Raw genomic sequence first — 17,240 nt, 5'->3', positions numbered from 1 at the left:
ACACGTCGCAAGGCGGAGGGAAGCCCGGATACCGGCCGTATCGGGTGTTCCGACGACGCGGCGTGGGGCGCCCCTCAGCGGTGGCCGGGGGTGCCGTTGCCGGCGTCGTACGCCCGCCAGGGATGACGGGACAGCGCTCAGTGGCCGGGCGCGACGGCGCGCCGCGCGCTCGGGGCCGATGCACCCGGGGCTCCGCCCACACCGTACGGTTGACGCGCGCCCGCAGGCCGCCTGAACACATTTGGAGAGCGTCCGGATGCCCGACACCGCGACCGCCGCCGGAGCGCCGGCTGTCCGCCGGCTCCGTTGGTGGACCGAACTGCCGCTGATCGCCGTGGTCTACGGCTGCTATCTGGGCGTGCGGCTGCTGGTGCGCGGCGACGTCGCCTCCGCGGTCGAGCACGGCCTGGCCATCCTCCGCTTCGAGCAGTGGCTGGGCATCGACGCCGAGACCCCGCTCAACCGGCTGTTCACCCACCACCCGGCCGTCGGGATACCGGCCGACTTCGTCTACGCCTCGCTCCACTACGTGGTGACACCGGCGTTCCTGGTCTGGCTGTGGCTGCGCCTGCCGACCCGCTACCGGCTGGAACGCAGTTGGCTGTTGCTCTCGACCATGATCGGTCTGATCGGCTACACCTTCCTGCCGACCTGCCCGCCCCGACTCCTCGACGCCGCCCATGGTTTCGTCGACACCATGGCGCAGTACGGCTCCTACGGCTGGTGGGGCGCCGAGGCGAGCGCGCCGCGCGGGCTCGGCGGCCTGACCAACCAGTACGCCGCGATGCCCAGTCTGCACGTCGGCTGGGCGCTGTGGTGCGGGGTGCTGCTCTGGCGGTACCGCGGCACCCCGCTGGCGAAGGCGGTGGGCGTGGCCTACCCGCTGTTGATCTGCGTGGTGGTGATGGGCACCGCCAACCACTACCTGCTGGACGCGGTCGCCGGAGCCGCCGTGATGCTGGCCGGCTGGCTGCTGGTGCGGCCGGCGCTGCGCCTCGTCGACCAACTCTCGGCCCGCTTCGCGCGGCGGCTCCCGGCCGGGCCGGCCGACCGGCCCGGGGAGCCTGCGGCGGTGGGTGATTCGGCCGTTGTCGGTGACGGATGCGAGACTTCGGCGGGTGAACGCATCCCCCGACAGCCGACTCCACAACCGGCCCGGCGACCACAGCCCGACGGCCGCGTCCCGGGCTCCGGGACGGCCGTCACTTCGGGCGCTTCCGCGGCAGACGACGGCGCTCCGGCGGCGGCTCGCTGAACTCCGCGGCCCCGACTCCGCGCCCCGGCCGTGGGACGCCCGGGCGCTGGCGGCGTTGGCCGCCAACCCGGGGTGCCGGCGGCGCGCGCTGCTGGACGGTGCCGGGGTGGACAAGTCCGCGCTGGCCGAGGCGCTGGGCTCACCGGCCACCTTCGGCCAGTCGCAGTTCGCCTTCGTCCGCGGCAACTCCTTCGAGGCGCGGCTCAGCGCCGACGAGGGCAGCGAACTGATCCGGCTGCTGCTCGAACACCTGGCTCCCGGCACGGCCGCCGAGCACGTCGAGTTCGACGTACCGGACCTCTCCGCTTCCGGCTGCGAGGGCCGGGCCGACCGCACCCGGGCGGCCCTGGCCTCGGCGGTCGCCGCGGGAGGCTGGTCCCTGCTGTTCCACCCCATGGTGGAACTGGGCGTGGCCGGCTCCCCGGCCCACCTGGAACCGGACGCGGTGGTGGTGCAGCCGGACGGCGGCCTCACCGTGGTGGAGATCAAGTCCTTCCCGGTGCTGGACGGCGCGGCCGACGCCGCCAAAGTGGGCGCGGCGGCCCGCCAGTCGGCCGTCTACGTGCTGGCCCTGGAGGGGCTGGCGGCGGAGATCCCGGAAGCCCGGGTCCGGCACACCACGCTGCTGGTCTGCCCGAAGGACTTCTCCAACCTGCCGACCGCCGCGCCGCTGGACGTCCGGAAACAGCTCGCGGTCACCCGCCGCCAACTCGAACGGCTCACCCACCTGGAGGAGATCACCGCCGCGCTCCCCGAGGGCACCACCTTCGCCCTGCGGCTGGCCGAGGACGGCCGGACCGCGCCGCGGCCGGTCGGCGAACTCACCGAGGCGGTGGAGGCGGTCGAGGCCGCGTACGTGCCCGACTGCCTGGCCTCCTGCGAGCTCGCCTTCCACTGCCGGCTCCGGGCCAGGGAGGCCGGTTCGGTCCGGGTGCTGGGGCGCGGCGTCCGCAGTGAGCTGGGCGGCCTGCGGACGGTCGGCGAGGTGCTGGCGGCGGCGCACGGCCTCGCGGGCGACCCGGAAGACCCGGCGGTCGCGGCGCTCCGCCGAGCCGCCGCGCTCCGCGCCGAGGCGCTCGCCGCCGCCGGGGCAGCCGGAGGAGCCGCCGCATGCGGCTGATCCCGCGCTCCCTCCCGGGGGTGCCGCGCCGCGGCCCGGGGCACCCCGCGAGCAGGCCGTCGAGCCGGGGCCCGGCCGTGCCGGAGGCGCCGTGTCGCTGATCCAGACCCTCGCCCGGATGGAGGCCGTGGCCACCGGTCGGGCGCAGCCGGCTGCGACCGTGCGCCACCGCCATCTGTCCGACCGCCCCCTGGTGCTGGTGCCCTTGGCCACCGCGGGAGAGGCCGCCGCACCGCTGGGCGCACTCGTCGGCACCGACCGGGAGCGGCCCCGGCTGCTGGTCGTGGCGCAGCCGCGCGACCGCGATCTGCGGTCCGCGTTCCTCGCCGAGTTGGCGGATGCCGTCCTGCCGCACCTTGAGGGGTACGCGGAGGAGGTCGAGACCCGGCAGCGCAAGGAGACCGATCCGGAGACCGGTGAGAAGGTGCCGGTCGAGGTGGAGCTGTGTTCCGACGCCCCGCAACTGCTGGTGCCTGGCCGTGCCGGTGTGGAGTTCCTACGGCTGCTGGGCCGGTCGACCAGGTTCCGGCGGACCGCGGAGGAGGATCCGGAGGCGGCCTATCCCGCTCCGGCCGGGGTGCCCCGCCTCGGCCGCTGGCTGACGCACTACGGTGAGCGCTCCCGCGTGCCCGGGTCCTCGCTGCTGCTCGCGGTCACCGAACTCCTCGGCCGACACTGGACCACCGGCCAGAGCAGCCCGGAGGACGAGCACCTGGGGGCGCTGCTGGGCTGGATCGACCCGCCGGAGGGGCTGTCGGGCGCCGAGGCGGCGCTGCTCGCGGAGTGCGAGCGCGGCGAGGACGGGTTGCTGTGCTGCCCGCCGGCCGGGCCGGCCACCGACCCGGTCTTCGACAACCGGGTGCTGGCCCCGGCGATGGGGCGTTACGACGCCGCTCGCGCCCTCCTCCAGCAGGGCGATCGGGCCGCGGGCACCGCACTGCGCGCGGCCGAGGCGGAGATCCGCCGGGCGGTGGCCGGACAGCTACGACCCACCTGGGAGGCGGTGTGGCGCGGCGTCGACCTGTTGCGGGCGCTGCCGGAGGCCGGCCATGTCGTCGAGCGCTGGGAGCTGGACCGCTGGTCCTACACCCACCACCGCGATCGGTTGCGGGCGGGTGAGCCGCCCCAGCCGAAGTGGGACGACGCGGTGACCGCCGCCCGGAAGCTGCTGGGCCGGGAGACCGCCCAGGCCCGGCTGGAGGCGCAGGAGGCGCTGGACGACCCGCTGGTCATGGCGGGGCACCGGCTCGCCGGAGAGGCCTTCGCGGGCCGGGTGGTGGAGGTGGAGATGGCCTACTCGGCGAGCAGCCGACCGATGCCCCGGCCACTGCTCACCATCCGCACCGAGGACCGGCCGCAGCTCTCCGGGGATGCCAAGGTGTTCCGGGCGCTGCCCGACGGCAGGACGCAGCCCGGGGAACTGGTCGACCAGCGGCCCGGGGCAGTCGTGGTCCGGCTGACCGGCGGGATGGGCCGCGGCAAGGTGCCGGAGCCCGGCTCGGTGCCGGAGGTCGGCGAGGAGGTGTGCTGGACCCTCTTCGAGCACGCTCCGCGGGGTGGTCCACGGCTCCCGGAGCCGGAGCAGACCCCCTGGACCCACGGCGGGCCGCCGGAGGACACCGCGTTGACCGGCGCCCCGGCGACCTCCCCCGACCCCGTCACCGCGGAGGACTTCCTGTGACCGAGGACGATCCCCGGCTCGGAACCGAGCAGTCGCCCGAAGGGCCCTCCGCTGCCCGGCCCGCCGCCGACCGACCGGGGCGGGTGGACCCGGGGCAGGCCGCGGCCGAGGCGACCGCGGCGATCCTCCGCGACACGCTGCACGGCACCGCCCGCGGCGTCGTAGTCGACTCGCCCCCCGGGGCCGGCAAGTCGACGCTGGTGGTCCGCGCCGCCCGCGAACTCGCCGGCGCCGGCCGTCCGCTCATGGTGGTGGCGCAGACCAACGCCCAGGTGGACGACCTGGTGACGCGGCTGGCCGACGCCGACCCGGACCTCTCGGTGGGGCGGTTGCACAGCAGCGATCCCCGGCCCTTCGATCCGCTGCTCAGCGAGCTGCCCTCGGTGCGCACCTCGGCCAAGGCCACCGAGCTGCGCGGGCTGGACATCGTCGTCTCGACCGCGGCGAAGTGGGCGCACACCAGGGATGTCGAACCGTGGGACCAGGCGATCGTCGACGAGGCGTACCAGATGCGCTCGGACGCGCTGCTGGCCGTCGCGGGGCTCTTCGAGCGGGCGCTGTTCGTCGGTGACCCGGGGCAGCTCGACCCGTTCAGCGTGGTGGGGGCCGAGCAGTGGGCCGGCCTGTCCTACGATCCGTCGGCGAGCGCGGTGAGCACCCTGCTCGCCCACAACCCGGCCCTGCCGCAGCACCGGCTGCCGGTGTCCTGGCGGCTGCCGGCCTCCGCCGCGCCGCTGGTGTCGGACGCCTTCTACCCGTTCACCCGGTTCCGCAGCGGCACCGAACACGGCGACCGGAGACTGGCCTTCCGCGATGCTTCGGACGGATCCGCGCCGGACCGCGTACTGGACCTGGCCGCGGAGTCCGGCTGGGGGCTGCTGGAGCTGCCGCCCCGGCACACCCCCCGCACCGACCCGGAGGCGGTACGGGCGGTGGCGGCGGTGGTGCGCAGGCTGCTGGACCGGGGCACCACGACGGTCGACGAGCGCGGACCGGAGCCCACACCACTGACCGAGGAGCGGATCGCGGTCGGCACCGCCCACCGGGACCAGGCCGCCGCGGTGCGGTCCGCGCTGGCCGAACTGGGAGTGAGGGCGGTGGCGGTGGACACCGCCAACCGGCTCCAGGGACGCGAGTTCGACGTCACCGTCGTGCTGCACCCGCTCTCCGGCCGGCCGGACGCCACCGCCTTCCATCTGGAGACCGGCCGGCTGTGCGTACTCACCTCCCGCCACCGGCACGCCTGCGTGGTGGTCTGCCGGGCGGGGGTCGCGGAGCTGCTGGACGAGCACCCCTCGACCGAGCCGGTGCAGCTGGGCGTGACGGTGAAGTTCCCGGACGGCTGGGAGGCGATGTTCGCCACGCTGGACCACTGGCAGCGGCACAGGGTCTCCTGGCGGCCGTGACCCGTACAACGGGACTCCGGCCGTTTCGTCTGGTTCTCCGTGCAGGCAGGAGCTGCCTCTGGAGCTTGCTTTCGCCTGTGACGGCCCGTCGTCCTCGTCCTGGACGTACTCGGCTGACGGTTCGGTGCGGCGAGGGGGTTCCCCGACATTCGCAGGGAAGCCATAGGAACCCCCGGCGGTCAGGCCCGGACGACCGGACCTGGAGTTCCGTCACCCAGTCCTCGCGGTTCTCCGGCCACTCCAGGTTGATCTCCCGGGGATACCCGGCCGACCGGTAACCGTTCCCCTCGATCCAGCGGACCGGGGCCTGGGCTGTGGGCAGGTGCCGGGCTGGGGCCCTCGGCACAGCCAAGGGCGCTCAGCAGTTGGTCTCGATTGCCGCCGGGCGCCCGCCCGGCGCTCCGGTGGCCGTGGCCCGGCTCCAGTACCTGGTGCTCCTCGAAGAGCTGCCGCTGTGCGCGTCGGAACGGTTTCACATCAAGACCACGCATCCCTGCCGCTCCAGTTCGGCCAGCACTGGCTGGGAGGGATCGATCTCGTTCCACCGCAGATCCAGCTTCTCCAGCGACGGCATCCGGGCGAGCCAGTCCGGCAAGCGGCTGAGTCGATTGCTCCGCAGGTCGATCTGGCGCAGTAGCGGAAGGCCAGCCAGGGCCTCGGGAAGCTCGGCGACCGCGTTCTCCCGAAGGTCGAGGTGACGCAGTTCCCGGAGTTCGGCAGCCGATGGCGGCAGGTTCTCGATGGCGTTTCCGCGCAGCCAGAGCTCGCGCAGGTTGCGGAGCCGGCCGATCGACTCGGGCAACGCGGTCAGCCGGTTGTGCTGTGCTCTCAACTCGATGAGGCCGCTCATCTCTCCGATGGCTTCGGGCAAGGCGGCGACGGGGTTCTCGCCGATGTTGAGGTAACGCAGTCGGGTCAGTTGTCCCAGGGTCCGCGGAAGCCGAGACAGGCGGTTGTCGTGCAGGTAGAGGCAGTCGGTGAGCCCTGACAGATCCCCCAGTTCGTCCGGCACGGAGGTGAGCGCGTTGTGGCCCAGATCCAGTGTGCTCAGCCGGTCCAGTTTCCCGACCTCCGGTGAGAGGGTGGTGAGCCCGTTCTCCGCGAGGATCAACACGCGGAGCTCGGTTCGTTGCCAGACCGACTCGGGAACCTCTTCGAGCTCTTGACGCCATAAGTTCAGCGCGTGCCGCACAGCTAGTGCCCCCTCGTCGGCAGTTCCGGCCTCCATTGTCGTCGGTGGTCTTCTGGGCGGCGGGCGAGAGGGCTGTCGCCGGCGTGCTCCGTCTCCGGCCCCATCTGCTCGTCTCGGTCTTCCCAGGCTTGGGAAGTACCAGGCGGTGCTCGTGCACCTCGCCCGGCAGGGGGCCGCTGGGCCGGCGGGCTGCTCGGCGAGCGGCCGGCCCGCGTTCCCGGCAGCGGTCTTGCCCGGAGAGGGACAATGGAATAAGGCACCGAATCCTCGGGACCTCCCCACCGACCCCGGAAAGCCGGAGGCACGCACATGTCCGAGCCGCAGTCGGCTCCCGATCCCCAGCGCCACGGGCCGCGGCGGCTGAAACCCGCGGCACTGCTCTTCGAGCCCCCGGAGGCCGTCACCGACCCGGAACACTTCTTCGGTCTGGAGTCCGTCGAGGACCCGCGCGAGTTGCTTGCCCGCGCCAGCGAACTCGCGGTGGCCTTCCGGATCGCCGCGGACCGGGCCACCGAGTTCCAGGCCGTCGCCGCGGCCCAGCTCGCCGACCCGAAGCGCTTCGACCGCCTCTCGGAGCAGGCCGTCGCGGAGCGGGCCGGGTGGAGCGAGGACTACGCAAGGAAGATGATCGAGTTCGGCCGGGAGCAGCTGCGCGACCGCCACTGACCAGGGGCATATGCAGGTCGGGCGGGCAAGGTACCGCACAACGCCCGCCGATGTCCCCATTTCGCCTAACACGACGAAACGGGCGCACCCGGTGGGTAGTTATGGACGGCATGACGAACCCACAGCGACCTCCAGAGCGCACCGACCTCTTCGGACTTCTCCGCGATCCGGCCCCCCGGAGCGCGACGGAGATCACCGCGGCCGGAGCGGACTGGCTGGCCTCGGCCGCCCTCTTCCCCCGGAGCGTGCACGCGCTGTGGCAGGCATGTCCGTCCACGCCCGTCACCCTGCCCTGCGGCTCCGCCTTCGACGTGGTGAGCGTGCCGGCCGTGTTCGGCCGCCGGATGCTGGACCAGTTGTGGAACAACGGCCCGGGATCCGGGCCGGTGGCGGCCCACCGGGGCCGGGTGCTGCTCTTCGCCGCGCCCGGCACCGCACACCGGCTGCCGGCGCTGCTGAGCTGGGAGGAGTGGGGCCGGGAGGTGCCCCCGCTGCTCTGTCACGGCAGGGGCGACAACGTGACGGTGCCCGCACCGCTTCCCGCGCCGGACCGGGGCGGGAAGCGTCCCGCGCCGGCCGACGCCCCGGCGGGAGCCTCCTCGGCCCGCTGGCTGGTGGCCCCCGACGTGCGCTGGCCCTGGCTGCCGGGCACCGGCGTCCTACTGTGGGCCTGTGTGCGCACCGCCCGGGCCGAGCGGCGCGGCGACGCGGCGCGGGAGGCGACGGCCGCTCCCTGCTCGGGCTGATCGGTGCTCGCCCGAGCGGTATCGATTTTCACTCGGAACACGACGGGTGCTAGTGTTTTACCCATCGGGCGCCGCTAGCTCAGTTGGTTAGAGCAGCTGACTCTTAATCAGCGGGTCCGGGGTTCGAGTCCCTGGCGGCGCACTCTTAGCACAAGGGCTTGAACCTTCGCTGGAAGATCATCGGCGGGGGTTCAAGCCCTTGTGTGCGTGCTGGCCCGTGTGGAGCGCCGGACTCGGGCGCAAGCGGTCGCACGGCCGGGCTTGTCGGCGTGGAGCTGATCGCCCCCGTCGACGCAGACCTCGGGCGAAGAGATCTCCTCCCGCGCCTGGTCCGCGCGACACCGAGCCCGCGGAACGGGTCACCGCGAAATCGGGTGACGAAGCGCTCGCACCCGAAGCTGACGGAATCGGCTGCGGGGCTTCCGGTGCCGCCCGAGAAACCCCGCAGCCGGCGCGTCAGGCGCGCGCCCCGACCTCCTCGGAGCGGTCGTCGAGCTGCTCGCTGAGGACCTCGTCCCTGTACCGCGTCTCCAGGTGGGGACGGTGCAGGTTCTCACCCTCGATATCGACGTTCGGCAGGAGCCTGTCCAGCCACCTCGGCAGCCACCAGGCCTTCTCGCCTATCAGGTACATCAGCGCGGGGACCAGCAGCATGCGGACCACGAAGGCGTCGAAGACGACCGCGACCGCCAGCGCGAAGCCCATCGACTGGATGATCGGCTCGTCCATGAAGATGAAGCCGGCGAAGACCGAGGTCATGATGAGCGCGGCGGCCGTGACGACCCGGGCGCTGTTGCGGAAGCCGTCGACGACGGCCTCGCGGAAGTCCGCGCCGTGGACGTAAGCCTCGCGGATGCGGGTCACGAGGAACACCTGGTAGTCCATCGCCAGGCCGAACACGATCCCGATGAGGAAGATCGGCATGAAGCTGATGATCGGCTGCTCCGGGAAGAGGCCGAACAGGCCGTCCTGGAAGACCGCGACCGTCGCACCGAGCGTGGCCAGCACCGACAGCAGGAAGCCGAGGGTCGCCGTCAGCGGCACCAGGATGGAGCGGAACACCAGGATCAGCAGGACGAACGCCAATCCGATCACGATCGCCAGATAGGGCGCGAGGGCGCCGGCGAGCTTGGCCGAGATGTCGGTCTGCACCGCGGTCATCCCGGTGACGCCGAGCTCGGTGCCGGTCTCGGCCTCGATGCCGGCCTCTCCGTCACGCAGCGCGTCGAGCAGGTTCTCCGTCTGGGCGTCTTCGGGCCCGTGGGTGGGCTGCAGCATGACCATCGCGCCGTTCTCGTTGGACGAGGCGAGCATCGCGTTCGCCACGCCGTCCTGGCCGGCGGCCCACTCCGTGACCTTCTGGTAGGCGGCCTGCCGCTCCTGGTCGCCTTCCACCCCACGCGCGTCCACGATGACCACCATCGGTGCCAGCCGCCCCGGGCCGAACGCCTCGGTGACCAGATCGGCGGCCTTCCGCTTGGAGGTCTCGGTGGAGGCGGTGCTGTCCGAGGGAAGCGCGAGATGGAGGTTCTTGAGCGGGACGGCCAGGGCGCCGAGTCCGACGACGACCAGCAGGATCCAGGCGAGGGGGGCCTTGCCGATGAACCGGGCCCAGCGGACGCCGTTGTTGAGCACCCGGCCGTTGGACTCCCGGCGCGGCGTGTAACGGCGGAACTGGCCGCCGAACGCCTTCGACTTGAGCAGGCCCATGATCGCCGGCAGCAGCGTCAGCGCCACCAGCACCGCGACGGTGACGGTGGCCGCCGCACCGAGGCCCATGGCGGTCAGGAACGGGATACCGACGACGGTCAGCGCGACGAGCGCGATGATGACGGTCAGGCCGGCGAACACGACCGCCGAGCCGGCGGTGCCGACGGCGACGCCCATCGCCTCCTCACGGTCGTCGGTGTGGTCCATCTCGCTGCGGAAACGGGCCAGGATGAACAGCGCGTAGTCGATGCCGACCGCCAGGCCGAGCATCGAGGCCAGGGCGGTCGTCGAGGACGGCACGTCAGCGAACGCGGTGATCGCGGTGATGCCGACGACGCCCAGCCCGACGCCGAGACCGGCGGTCAGGATCGGCATGCCCGCCGCGACGAGCGAACCGAAGGTCAGAGCGAGGATGACCAGGGCCAGCGCGACACCGATCATCTCCGCCGAGGTGCCCTCGGCGTCAAAGGTCTGCATGCCCGTGCCGGACGCCTCGACCTCCAGGCCGGAATCCCGGGCGGTGTCCATGAGCCCCAGGACCTCGTCCTGCATCTCGGGCGTCACGTCGGTGAGCTCGGCGACCTCGAACGCGAAGTCGATGGTGCCCACCCGGCTGTCGTCCGAGAGCGGCGAGACGCCGGCGAGCTGGGCCCGGGCCGCGGCCAGCGCCTCGTCGCGGTCGAAGGGCTGCCCGGCGGCCTTGGCGGCCTGCTCGGCTTCGTCGACGCCCGCGACGGCCATCCCGTCCATGCCCGCGGCCGCCTCGACCGGACCCACCACGTCGTCGGGCACCTTGTCGAGGGTGCGCAACTGCTGCACCAGGGTCTCGACGGCGGCGGCGTACGGCTCGTCCGTCAGCGCCTTGCCCTTGGGGGCGGCGACGACGATCGACGCCGTGGCCGCGTCGACGGCCTGTGCGTCGGGGAACAGCTCCTTCTGCACGTCGGCGGCTTCGACGGACTCGATGCCCGGCATCGTGAACTGGTCCGACATCGGTTTGGAGAACCCGGCCGCAACGGCTCCGACGCCGATCAGTGCTATCAGCCAGCCCACCAAGAACACCGGCCACCGCCTGTACGCGGTCTTACCGAGGCGGTAAAGCAGGGTTGCCATGGTTCAGCGAACTCCTTCAAAGTCGAAGAGCACATGCGCGAGGGTCGTGGAACATCCGCTCGGAAGCGCGGGCCGAACGGGCGTTGGGGGGCAAGAGCCGGGCCGAAGCAGGATCAGCCGAACAAGTCGACCGCCGTGTCGAAGACCCGCAGGTAGTGATCGGCCGCCGACACCGACGAATCGGCGATGAACTCGTCGACCGACATGCCGAAGATGCACAGCGTCACGTGCGCCAGGACCCGGGCCGCGAAGGGCTCGAAGTCGCTGCCCTCACGCTCGACGATCGCCTCGGCGAGCAGCTTCACGACCTTCTCCAGACGGTCGTGCACGGCCTTCGCAAGACGCGGGTCGCTGCGGAGCAGCCGCCGCAACCGGGCGACCTCCTCGGAGTCGTGCTCGTTGAGCCGCAGCACACTGGCACCGACCTCACGGATGTCGGAGACCAGGTGACCGGACGGGCCGCCCAGCCGGAACGTGGTGAACGGTTCGGACTCCGGTTCCGATGGCAGATCGCTGCCGAGCACCGCGTCGATCTTGCTGGGAACGTAGTTGAACAACGTCCGCCGCGACACCCCGACCGCCTCGGCCAGGTCCTCCATCGTGAAGCCGTCGAGACCGCGCTCGTCAGCGAGCGTCTGCGCGCACCGATTGATCTCACGTGCGGTGGATTCCCGGCGGCGCTTCGCCAGGGCTCCCTCGGGTGCACTTCCGCTCATGGAGTGCATCGTATGCACTCAGCCGATTATCGTGCAAACCAGCTCGACCGCAACACCCCGGCCTGACGCCGTGTGCTGCGCCCCCGGCCCGGCCGTCAGCCTCGGTCGACCTGCACCGTCCAGCGCCCGTCAGCCCCCTCCGCGAGCACCCTGACCGACACACCGCTCTCCGGGTCGGTCAACTCCTCCCCCACCTGCAGGGGGGCGTCCGCGAGCTCCGGATAGACGGAGAAGTCGGCGCAGGCACCGGTCCCCGGGTGGCCGTCGAGCACTTCGATGGGCCCGTCGGTGGAGGCCAGCCCGCTGTGCACCCGGTACACCAGCACCCCCTCGGTGCAGCTGGAGCTGTCGTTGCCGACCGCCTGGCGGACCTCGATGCCGAGGGCGCTCTCCAGCCCGGTGCGCACCACCAGCAGCCGCCGGTCGTTCCGGCCCGCGGGCGGCACCCCGGCCGAGCCGGGCAGCCGGCCGGCGTCGGCGGGGGCGGCCAGCGGCACCAGGCCGTAGGTCCCGCTCTCCCCGCTGCGGACACAGCCGACCTGACTCCGGTCCAGCCAGCCGAGCTTCCACTTGTGCCAGCCGAAGGGTTCGGGCGAGAGACCGAACTGACTGCCCATGAGGTCCCAGTCCCCGACGTAGGTGTCCCAGTCGCCCTTCGCGTCCTCCGGCCGGTGGTAGAGATCTGGCAGGTCGAAGGCGTGGCCGGTCTCGTGGGCGAGCACGTTCCGGTCCGGCGGGCGCTGCTCGAAGACGGTCACCACCCGGTGGAGGTCCGCACCGTCGATCCGGATCGGCCGGTCGAAGTTGACGACCTTCGTCGCGTCGGAGTCCACGCCCGGCGCGTCCGGGTCAGCGATCATGTACACGATGTCGTAGCGGGAGAAGTCGACCGAGGGGTCGGCCGCGGCGAGCGCGTCGCCCAGGTAGTCGGCCCGCTTCCCGTCGTCCCAGTCCCGCTCTATCCGGTACGAGGTGGAGTCGGAGGGCATCTCCAGCCAGCTGGACATCGCGTGGTGGCGGAGGTGGAACTTGCCGTACGAGGCGCGCTCGAAGAAGCGGCTGGTCTCCGGGAAGTAGTCGGCGGTCAGCTCGCGAGGGGAGACCCGCGGTTCGGAGTCGGGGAAGGACAGGAACACCAGCACGGCGTCGAGCGTCCGGGTCGGCCGCGGATAGTCGTCGTTCCAGGTGTCCAGCCCCTCGGAGTGGTGGGCTTCGGTCCGCACCAGATCGCACGGCCCGGATGCGGCGGCGGCCGAGACCGGCCCTGCCACCAGCGAGGTCGCCAGCATGGCCGCGAAGGAGGTCAGCACGGCCGCCGGCTTGCGCAGCCGCGCCCCGCCGGCCTTCCCCACACCCTCGGGTGTCTGCGGACGGACCACATCCACCTCCCGGGCGCAGGGAATCAGGACACTTTCACCACTTTGTGACATTTCGACGTAAAGCGCCCTGAGCCGTTGCGCCATGCAGGTGAGGGGCAGACTTATTACTCTCTGTGATGAATAAGCGAGAAGCGATCGCCAGCTCATCAGGCTCGTACACAGCCGTGCAGGAACGATCAGGCAGTCGGAGGACATCCGACGGCGCACGGCCGGGTTGCTGGAAGGACGGGCCCGTCAGCCTCTATGATCGGCACATTTCCAGCGCGGAGCCGGGCGCCCGGCGACCCTCCGCCGCAACCGGAACACTCCATGACTTCTGTACCAGGACGAGCGCCCAGCGGGAGCTATCGGTGAGCGGACCCCCCGACCAGCCGGGCGATGGCCCCGGCCCCGCACTACCGACTCTCACGGAGAGTGACGGATCCGCCCCGATCCACCCTCCCGGCGGACCGCGCTCCGCCCACCCGGGCACCCACGCGCGGGACTGCCAGGCGGCGTTCAACGCCGCCCAGCTCGCCATGGCCGTGGTCGGCCGCGACGGCCTGGTCGTCACGGCGAACGACGCACTCGGCACGCTGCTCGGCGCAGACCCCGCCGGGCTCGCCGACTCCCCCGCCGCCGACCTCGTCGACCTGGAGGCCGACTCCCAGCTCCGGAGCGCGTACCGGGAGGTGCTGCTCGGCCGCAGCGACCGGATGCGTTGCACCCGCCGCCTCAAGCAGGGCGACGGCCGGTCCCTGTGGGCCGAGGTCACCCTCTCGCCGCTGCCGGACACCGGCAGCCTGCTGCTGGCCGTTTCCGACATCAGCGACCGGCGCGCTCTCGAGGCACGTCTGCGGCACCTGCGGATGCACGATCCGCTGACCCGGCTCCCCAACCGGGCGCTCTTCATCGAGCGGCTCACCAGCGCTCTGGAGTCCGCGGCCGAGACGACCGATGCCTCGGGGCGGGCCGGCGGGGGCACCGGGCGGATCGGTATCTGCCACCTCGACCTGGACGGTTTCAAGGCGGTCAACGACACCCTCGGCCACCGGGCCGGCGACCAACTGCTCCGGCTGGTCGCCGAACGGCTCACGCACTGCGCCGACCAGGCGGAGCAGGGGCGCCGGGGTGAGCTACTGGTGGCCCGGCTGAGCGGTGACGAGTTCGCGGTGCTGGTGGCGGACTCGACCGGGACCGAGCAGCTCTCCGAACTCGCCGACTCCATCCTCGCCTCACTCCAGCGGCCCTTCGACGTCGCAGGGCAGCGGCTGTCGATCTCGGCGAGCATCGGGATCGTGGAGCGGACCGCCGGCGGGGCCACCGCGACCGCGCTGCTGCAGGCCGCCGACACCACGCTCTACTGGGCGAAAGCCGACGGGAAGGGGCGGTGGGCCCTCTTCGACCCGGACCGCAACGCCCACCGGATGACCCGTCAGGCCCTCACCAGCACCTTGCGGCCGGCGGTCGACCGCGGGGAGTTCACCCTCGACTACCAACCGCTGGTGGGGCTGGGCTGCGGCGCGGTCCGCGGTGTGGAAGCCCTCGTCCGCTGGCGGCACCCGCGCTTCGGGGTGCTGCCGCCGAACCGGTTCATCGGGCTGGCGGAGGAGAACGGCTCGATCGTCCAGCTCGGGCGCTGGGTGTTGGAGACCTCCTGCCAACAGGCCCGCCGCTGGCAGCTCGACCATCCGCAGGCCCCGGTCTTCGTCAGCGTCAACGTGGCCGTCCGGCAGGTCTGGGACTCCGATCTGGTGGCCGATGTGGCCGAGATCCTGGCGGAGACCGGGCTGCCGCCGGAGCTGCTCCAGCTGGAGCTGACCGAGTCGGCGGTGATGGGCTCGACCGGCCAACCGCTCCAGGCGCTCCAGGCGCTCAGCGACATGGGCGTCGCCATCGCCATCGACGACTTCGGCACCGGCTACTCCAACCTCGCCTACCTGAGCCGGCTGCCGGTCTCCACCCTGAAGCTGGACGGCTCCTTCGTCCGCGGCTTCCGGGACGAGAAGCACCCCAGCCCGGCCGACCAGACCATCGTCGAGGCGCTGGTGAACCTCGCCCACCGGCTGGGCCTCACCGTCACCGCCGAGGGCGTGGAGAGCGCCGAGCAGGCGGAGCGGCTGCGGAGGATCGGCTGTGACACCGGCCAGGGCTGGTTCTACGCCCGGCCCATGCCGGCCGAGCGGATCCCCGCGCTGCTGGCGTCGAGGCCCCCGGAGGCGCCCGGCTCCCCGCCCGGCAGTCCGTAGGCGTCCGCGATCAGCTCGTAGGAGTCGACCCTGGCGCGCGCACCGTGCGCGTTGGCGGTGATCAGCAGCTCGTCGGCGCCGGTCCGGGCGACCAGCGCGTCGAGGCCCTCGCGCACCGCCTCCGGGGTGCCGTGGACGATGTTGGCGAGCCAGCCGTCGACGAACTCGCGTTCCCGGGGGCTCCACGGGTAGGCCGCGGCCTCGTCCGGGGTCGGCACCAGGCCCGGCCGGCCGGTGCGGAGCCGGAGCATCGACAGCGCGCCCGCGAGCACCTCGCGGCGCGCCTCCCGCTCCTCCCTGGCGGCCAGCGCCGAGACCCCGATCGACGCGTACGGTTCCTCGATCACCCCGGATGGACGGAAGGACTCCCGGTAGAGCTCCAGGGCCGGAACGGTGTTGGCGGCCGAGAAATGGTGTGCGAAGGAGAAGGGGAGGCCGAGCAGGCCGGCCAGCCTGGCGCTGAAGCCACTGGAGCCCAGCAGCCAGATCTGCGGCCGGTCGGTGGACTGCACCCCGCCCGCCACCCTGGCCTGGACCGGTCCGGGCACGGCGTGGATCCGGTGGTAGGGGTGGCCCTCGGGGAAGTCGTCGTCGAGGAAGCCGGTCAGCTCGGCGAGCTGGTCGGGGAAGTCGTCCGCGCCCTCCCGGAGGCGGTCGGTGCGGCGCAGCGCGGCGGCGGTGGCCCCGTCGGTGCCCGGGGCCCGGCCGAGCCCGAGGTCGATCCGGCCCGGCGCCAGCGCCTCAAGGGTGCCGAACTGCTCGGCGATCACCAGCGGCGCGTGGTTGGGCAGCATCACCCCGCCCGAACCGAGTCGGATCCGTTCGGTGTGGGCGGCCAGGTGGGAGAGGATCACCGCCGGTGAGGAGCTGGCGATACCGGGCATCGAGTGGTGTTCGGCGACCCAGTACCGGTGGAAGCCGCGCCGCTCCGCGAGCTGCGCGAGTTCGACCGAGGTGCGGAGCGCCTGGCTGGCGGTGGCCCCGCTGCCGACCACGGCGAGGTCGAGTACGGAGAGCGGAACCGGAGCGGTTCCGCCCGCCTGGCCACGTACGTGGTGCTGGTCGGCCATGGTGCGGCTGCCTCCCTGGTTGTCTTGACTGCCGACCCGGCCAACCGGAGAGGTCTTCCGTTTTATTCCCGGTTCGGCGTGGCGCCGGGCGAGAACAGGGTGCCCAGCTCAGGGCAGCGCGCCGGGCGGTCCAGCAGCCGCAGCCCCTCCCACACGGTCACCTGGTTGGCGGTGAGGACGGGCTTGCCGAGCTCGGCCTCGAGCCGGGTGAGGTAGGCGGCGGTGTGCAGCGCGGTGTCCGGAAGGAGTACGGCCCGCGCCTCGGGATGGTCGCCGCCGCGCGCCAGGGCGAGCACCTCCTCCCAGCCCCAGGTGCCCACTTCGGCGGCCGTGATGATGCCGCTGCCGCGCAGGGCCACGACCTCGGTGCCGAAGGACTTGAGGAAGGCCCGGAAGAGTTCGGCGACGTCCTCCGGGTAGGTGGCCGCGATCGCCACCCGGTCGACCCCGAGGGACTGGAGGGCGTGCGCGAAGGCGAAGGAGGTGCTCGAGGCCGGCAGCCCCGCGGTCCGGGACAGCTCCCGCACCTGCTGCCGCGCGCCCTCCGGGCCGAAGACGAAGCTGGCGCTGGTGCAGGCCCAGACGACGGCCCGCGCCCCGAGCGCCCTGACCTCCTCGACCCGCGCGGCGAGCCGGTCCGCCGAGCCCATCTCCAGCAGCGCGTCGACCCGGTGGGCGTCCTCGCCGATGTCCGTGTGCACCAGGGGCAGCCGTACCTCCGGGCCGGCCTCGGCGAGCATGCCCGCGATCCGCGGGTAGTCGTCCTCCGCCGAGTGTCCGGGGTAGAGGAACCCGACGGCGTCCGGCTGCTCCGCGCCCGCCGCCGCATCCGTCTTCGGTGTGTGGTCCGCCATCTCCACCTCTCGCGCTGCTCACGACTGCTCGGGTCCGTGCGGCGTCGGCGTTCCGACGCGTCTTTCGAATGGGGGGAGGAGCCGGGAACCGCCGGACCGTGCCG

The 17,240-nt window shown here is 72.5% G+C and carries 12 protein-coding genes, 1 tRNA gene and 1 pseudogene; 8 read left to right on the top strand and 6 right to left on the bottom strand.

Annotated features, from left to right (window positions below):
* Positions 1–256 precede the first annotated feature (256 nt).
* From BGP73_RS22435 to BGP73_RS00640, 4 genes and pseudogenes are all read left to right on the top strand, one after another.
* A pseudogene (locus tag BGP73_RS22435) lies at positions 257–916 on the top strand (phosphatase PAP2 family protein); the annotation flags it as partial.
* 202 nt (positions 917–1,118) lie between these two features.
* Positions 1,119–2,375 carry a hypothetical protein gene (locus BGP73_RS22430; RefSeq protein ID WP_244501036.1) on the top strand — a complete coding sequence of 419 codons (1,257 nt, stop codon included), beginning with the start codon at positions 1,119–1,121 and terminating at the stop codon, positions 2,373–2,375.
* A 91-nt stretch (positions 2,376–2,466) separates the two neighbouring features.
* The gene (locus BGP73_RS00645) at positions 2,467–4,056 is read left to right on the top strand and encodes a hypothetical protein (protein WP_069811218.1); all 1,590 of its coding nucleotides are present in this window, start codon (positions 2,467–2,469) and stop codon (positions 4,054–4,056) included.
* Between the two features lie 83 nt (positions 4,057–4,139).
* A complete protein-coding gene (locus BGP73_RS00640) occupies positions 4,140–5,462 on the top strand; it encodes an AAA domain-containing protein (protein ID WP_069812019.1) in 1,323 nt (440 codons plus the stop codon).
* A gap of 472 nt (positions 5,463–5,934) precedes the next feature.
* Here BGP73_RS00640 and BGP73_RS00635 read toward each other — a convergent pair whose 3' ends face one another.
* Positions 5,935–6,576, bottom strand: coding sequence for a leucine-rich repeat domain-containing protein (locus BGP73_RS00635; RefSeq protein ID WP_306303441.1), 642 nt, complete (start codon positions 6,574–6,576; stop codon positions 5,935–5,937).
* 387 nt (positions 6,577–6,963) lie between these two features.
* Between BGP73_RS00635 and BGP73_RS00630 the strand changes: the two genes are divergently transcribed.
* The 3 genes from BGP73_RS00630 (at position 6,964) to BGP73_RS00620 (ending at position 8,208) form a co-directional block, all read left to right on the top strand.
* Positions 6,964–7,320: a hypothetical protein gene (locus tag BGP73_RS00630; protein WP_069811214.1), complete on the top strand. Its 357-nt coding sequence runs from the start codon at positions 6,964–6,966 to the stop codon at positions 7,318–7,320.
* Positions 7,321–7,430: 110 nt separating this feature from the next.
* The gene (locus BGP73_RS00625) at positions 7,431–8,066 is read left to right on the top strand and encodes a bifunctional DNA primase/polymerase (protein ID WP_079127176.1); all 636 of its coding nucleotides are present in this window, start codon (positions 7,431–7,433) and stop codon (positions 8,064–8,066) included.
* Between the two features lie 68 nt (positions 8,067–8,134).
* Positions 8,135–8,208: transfer RNA gene (locus BGP73_RS00620), tRNA-Lys, on the top strand.
* 314 nt (positions 8,209–8,522) lie between these two features.
* On the opposite strand, the gene BGP73_RS00615 is transcribed toward BGP73_RS00620, so the two are convergent.
* From BGP73_RS00615 to BGP73_RS00605, 3 genes are all read right to left on the bottom strand, one after another.
* Positions 8,523–10,889, bottom strand: a complete 2,367-nt coding sequence (locus BGP73_RS00615; protein WP_069811213.1) for an MMPL family transporter — start codon at positions 10,887–10,889, stop codon at positions 8,523–8,525.
* Between the two features lie 113 nt (positions 10,890–11,002).
* On the bottom strand, positions 11,003–11,605 hold the full coding sequence (locus BGP73_RS00610) for a TetR/AcrR family transcriptional regulator (RefSeq protein ID WP_170837722.1): 603 nt from the start codon (positions 11,603–11,605) through the stop codon (positions 11,003–11,005).
* A gap of 95 nt (positions 11,606–11,700) precedes the next feature.
* Positions 11,701–12,984 (bottom strand): M6 family metalloprotease domain-containing protein, encoded by a 1,284-nt coding sequence (locus BGP73_RS00605; protein WP_069811209.1) that lies wholly within the window; start codon positions 12,982–12,984, stop codon positions 11,701–11,703.
* A 518-nt stretch (positions 12,985–13,502) separates the two neighbouring features.
* Between BGP73_RS00605 and BGP73_RS00600 the strand changes: the two genes are divergently transcribed.
* On the top strand, positions 13,503–15,212 hold the full coding sequence (locus tag BGP73_RS00600) for a putative bifunctional diguanylate cyclase/phosphodiesterase (protein ID WP_244501074.1): 1,710 nt from the start codon (positions 13,503–13,505) through the stop codon (positions 15,210–15,212).
* On the opposite strand, the gene BGP73_RS00595 is transcribed toward BGP73_RS00600, so the two are convergent.
* The gene (locus tag BGP73_RS00595) at positions 15,122–16,282 is read right to left on the bottom strand and encodes an LLM class flavin-dependent oxidoreductase (protein WP_069811207.1); all 1,161 of its coding nucleotides are present in this window, start codon (positions 16,280–16,282) and stop codon (positions 15,122–15,124) included. The two genes, BGP73_RS00600 and BGP73_RS00595, sit on opposite strands and share 91 nt — an antisense overlap.
* 62 nt (positions 16,283–16,344) lie before the next feature.
* On the bottom strand, positions 16,345–17,136 hold the full coding sequence (locus tag BGP73_RS00590) for a maleate cis-trans isomerase family protein (protein ID WP_069811205.1): 792 nt from the start codon (positions 17,134–17,136) through the stop codon (positions 16,345–16,347).
* Between the last annotated feature and the right edge of the window lie 104 nt (positions 17,137–17,240).

The sequence above is a fragment of the Streptomyces sp. TP-A0874 genome (assembly GCF_001748085.1).
Lineage (GTDB): Bacteria > Actinomycetota > Actinomycetes > Streptomycetales > Streptomycetaceae > Streptomyces.
This window is presented reverse-complemented; position numbering and strand designations above follow the sequence as displayed.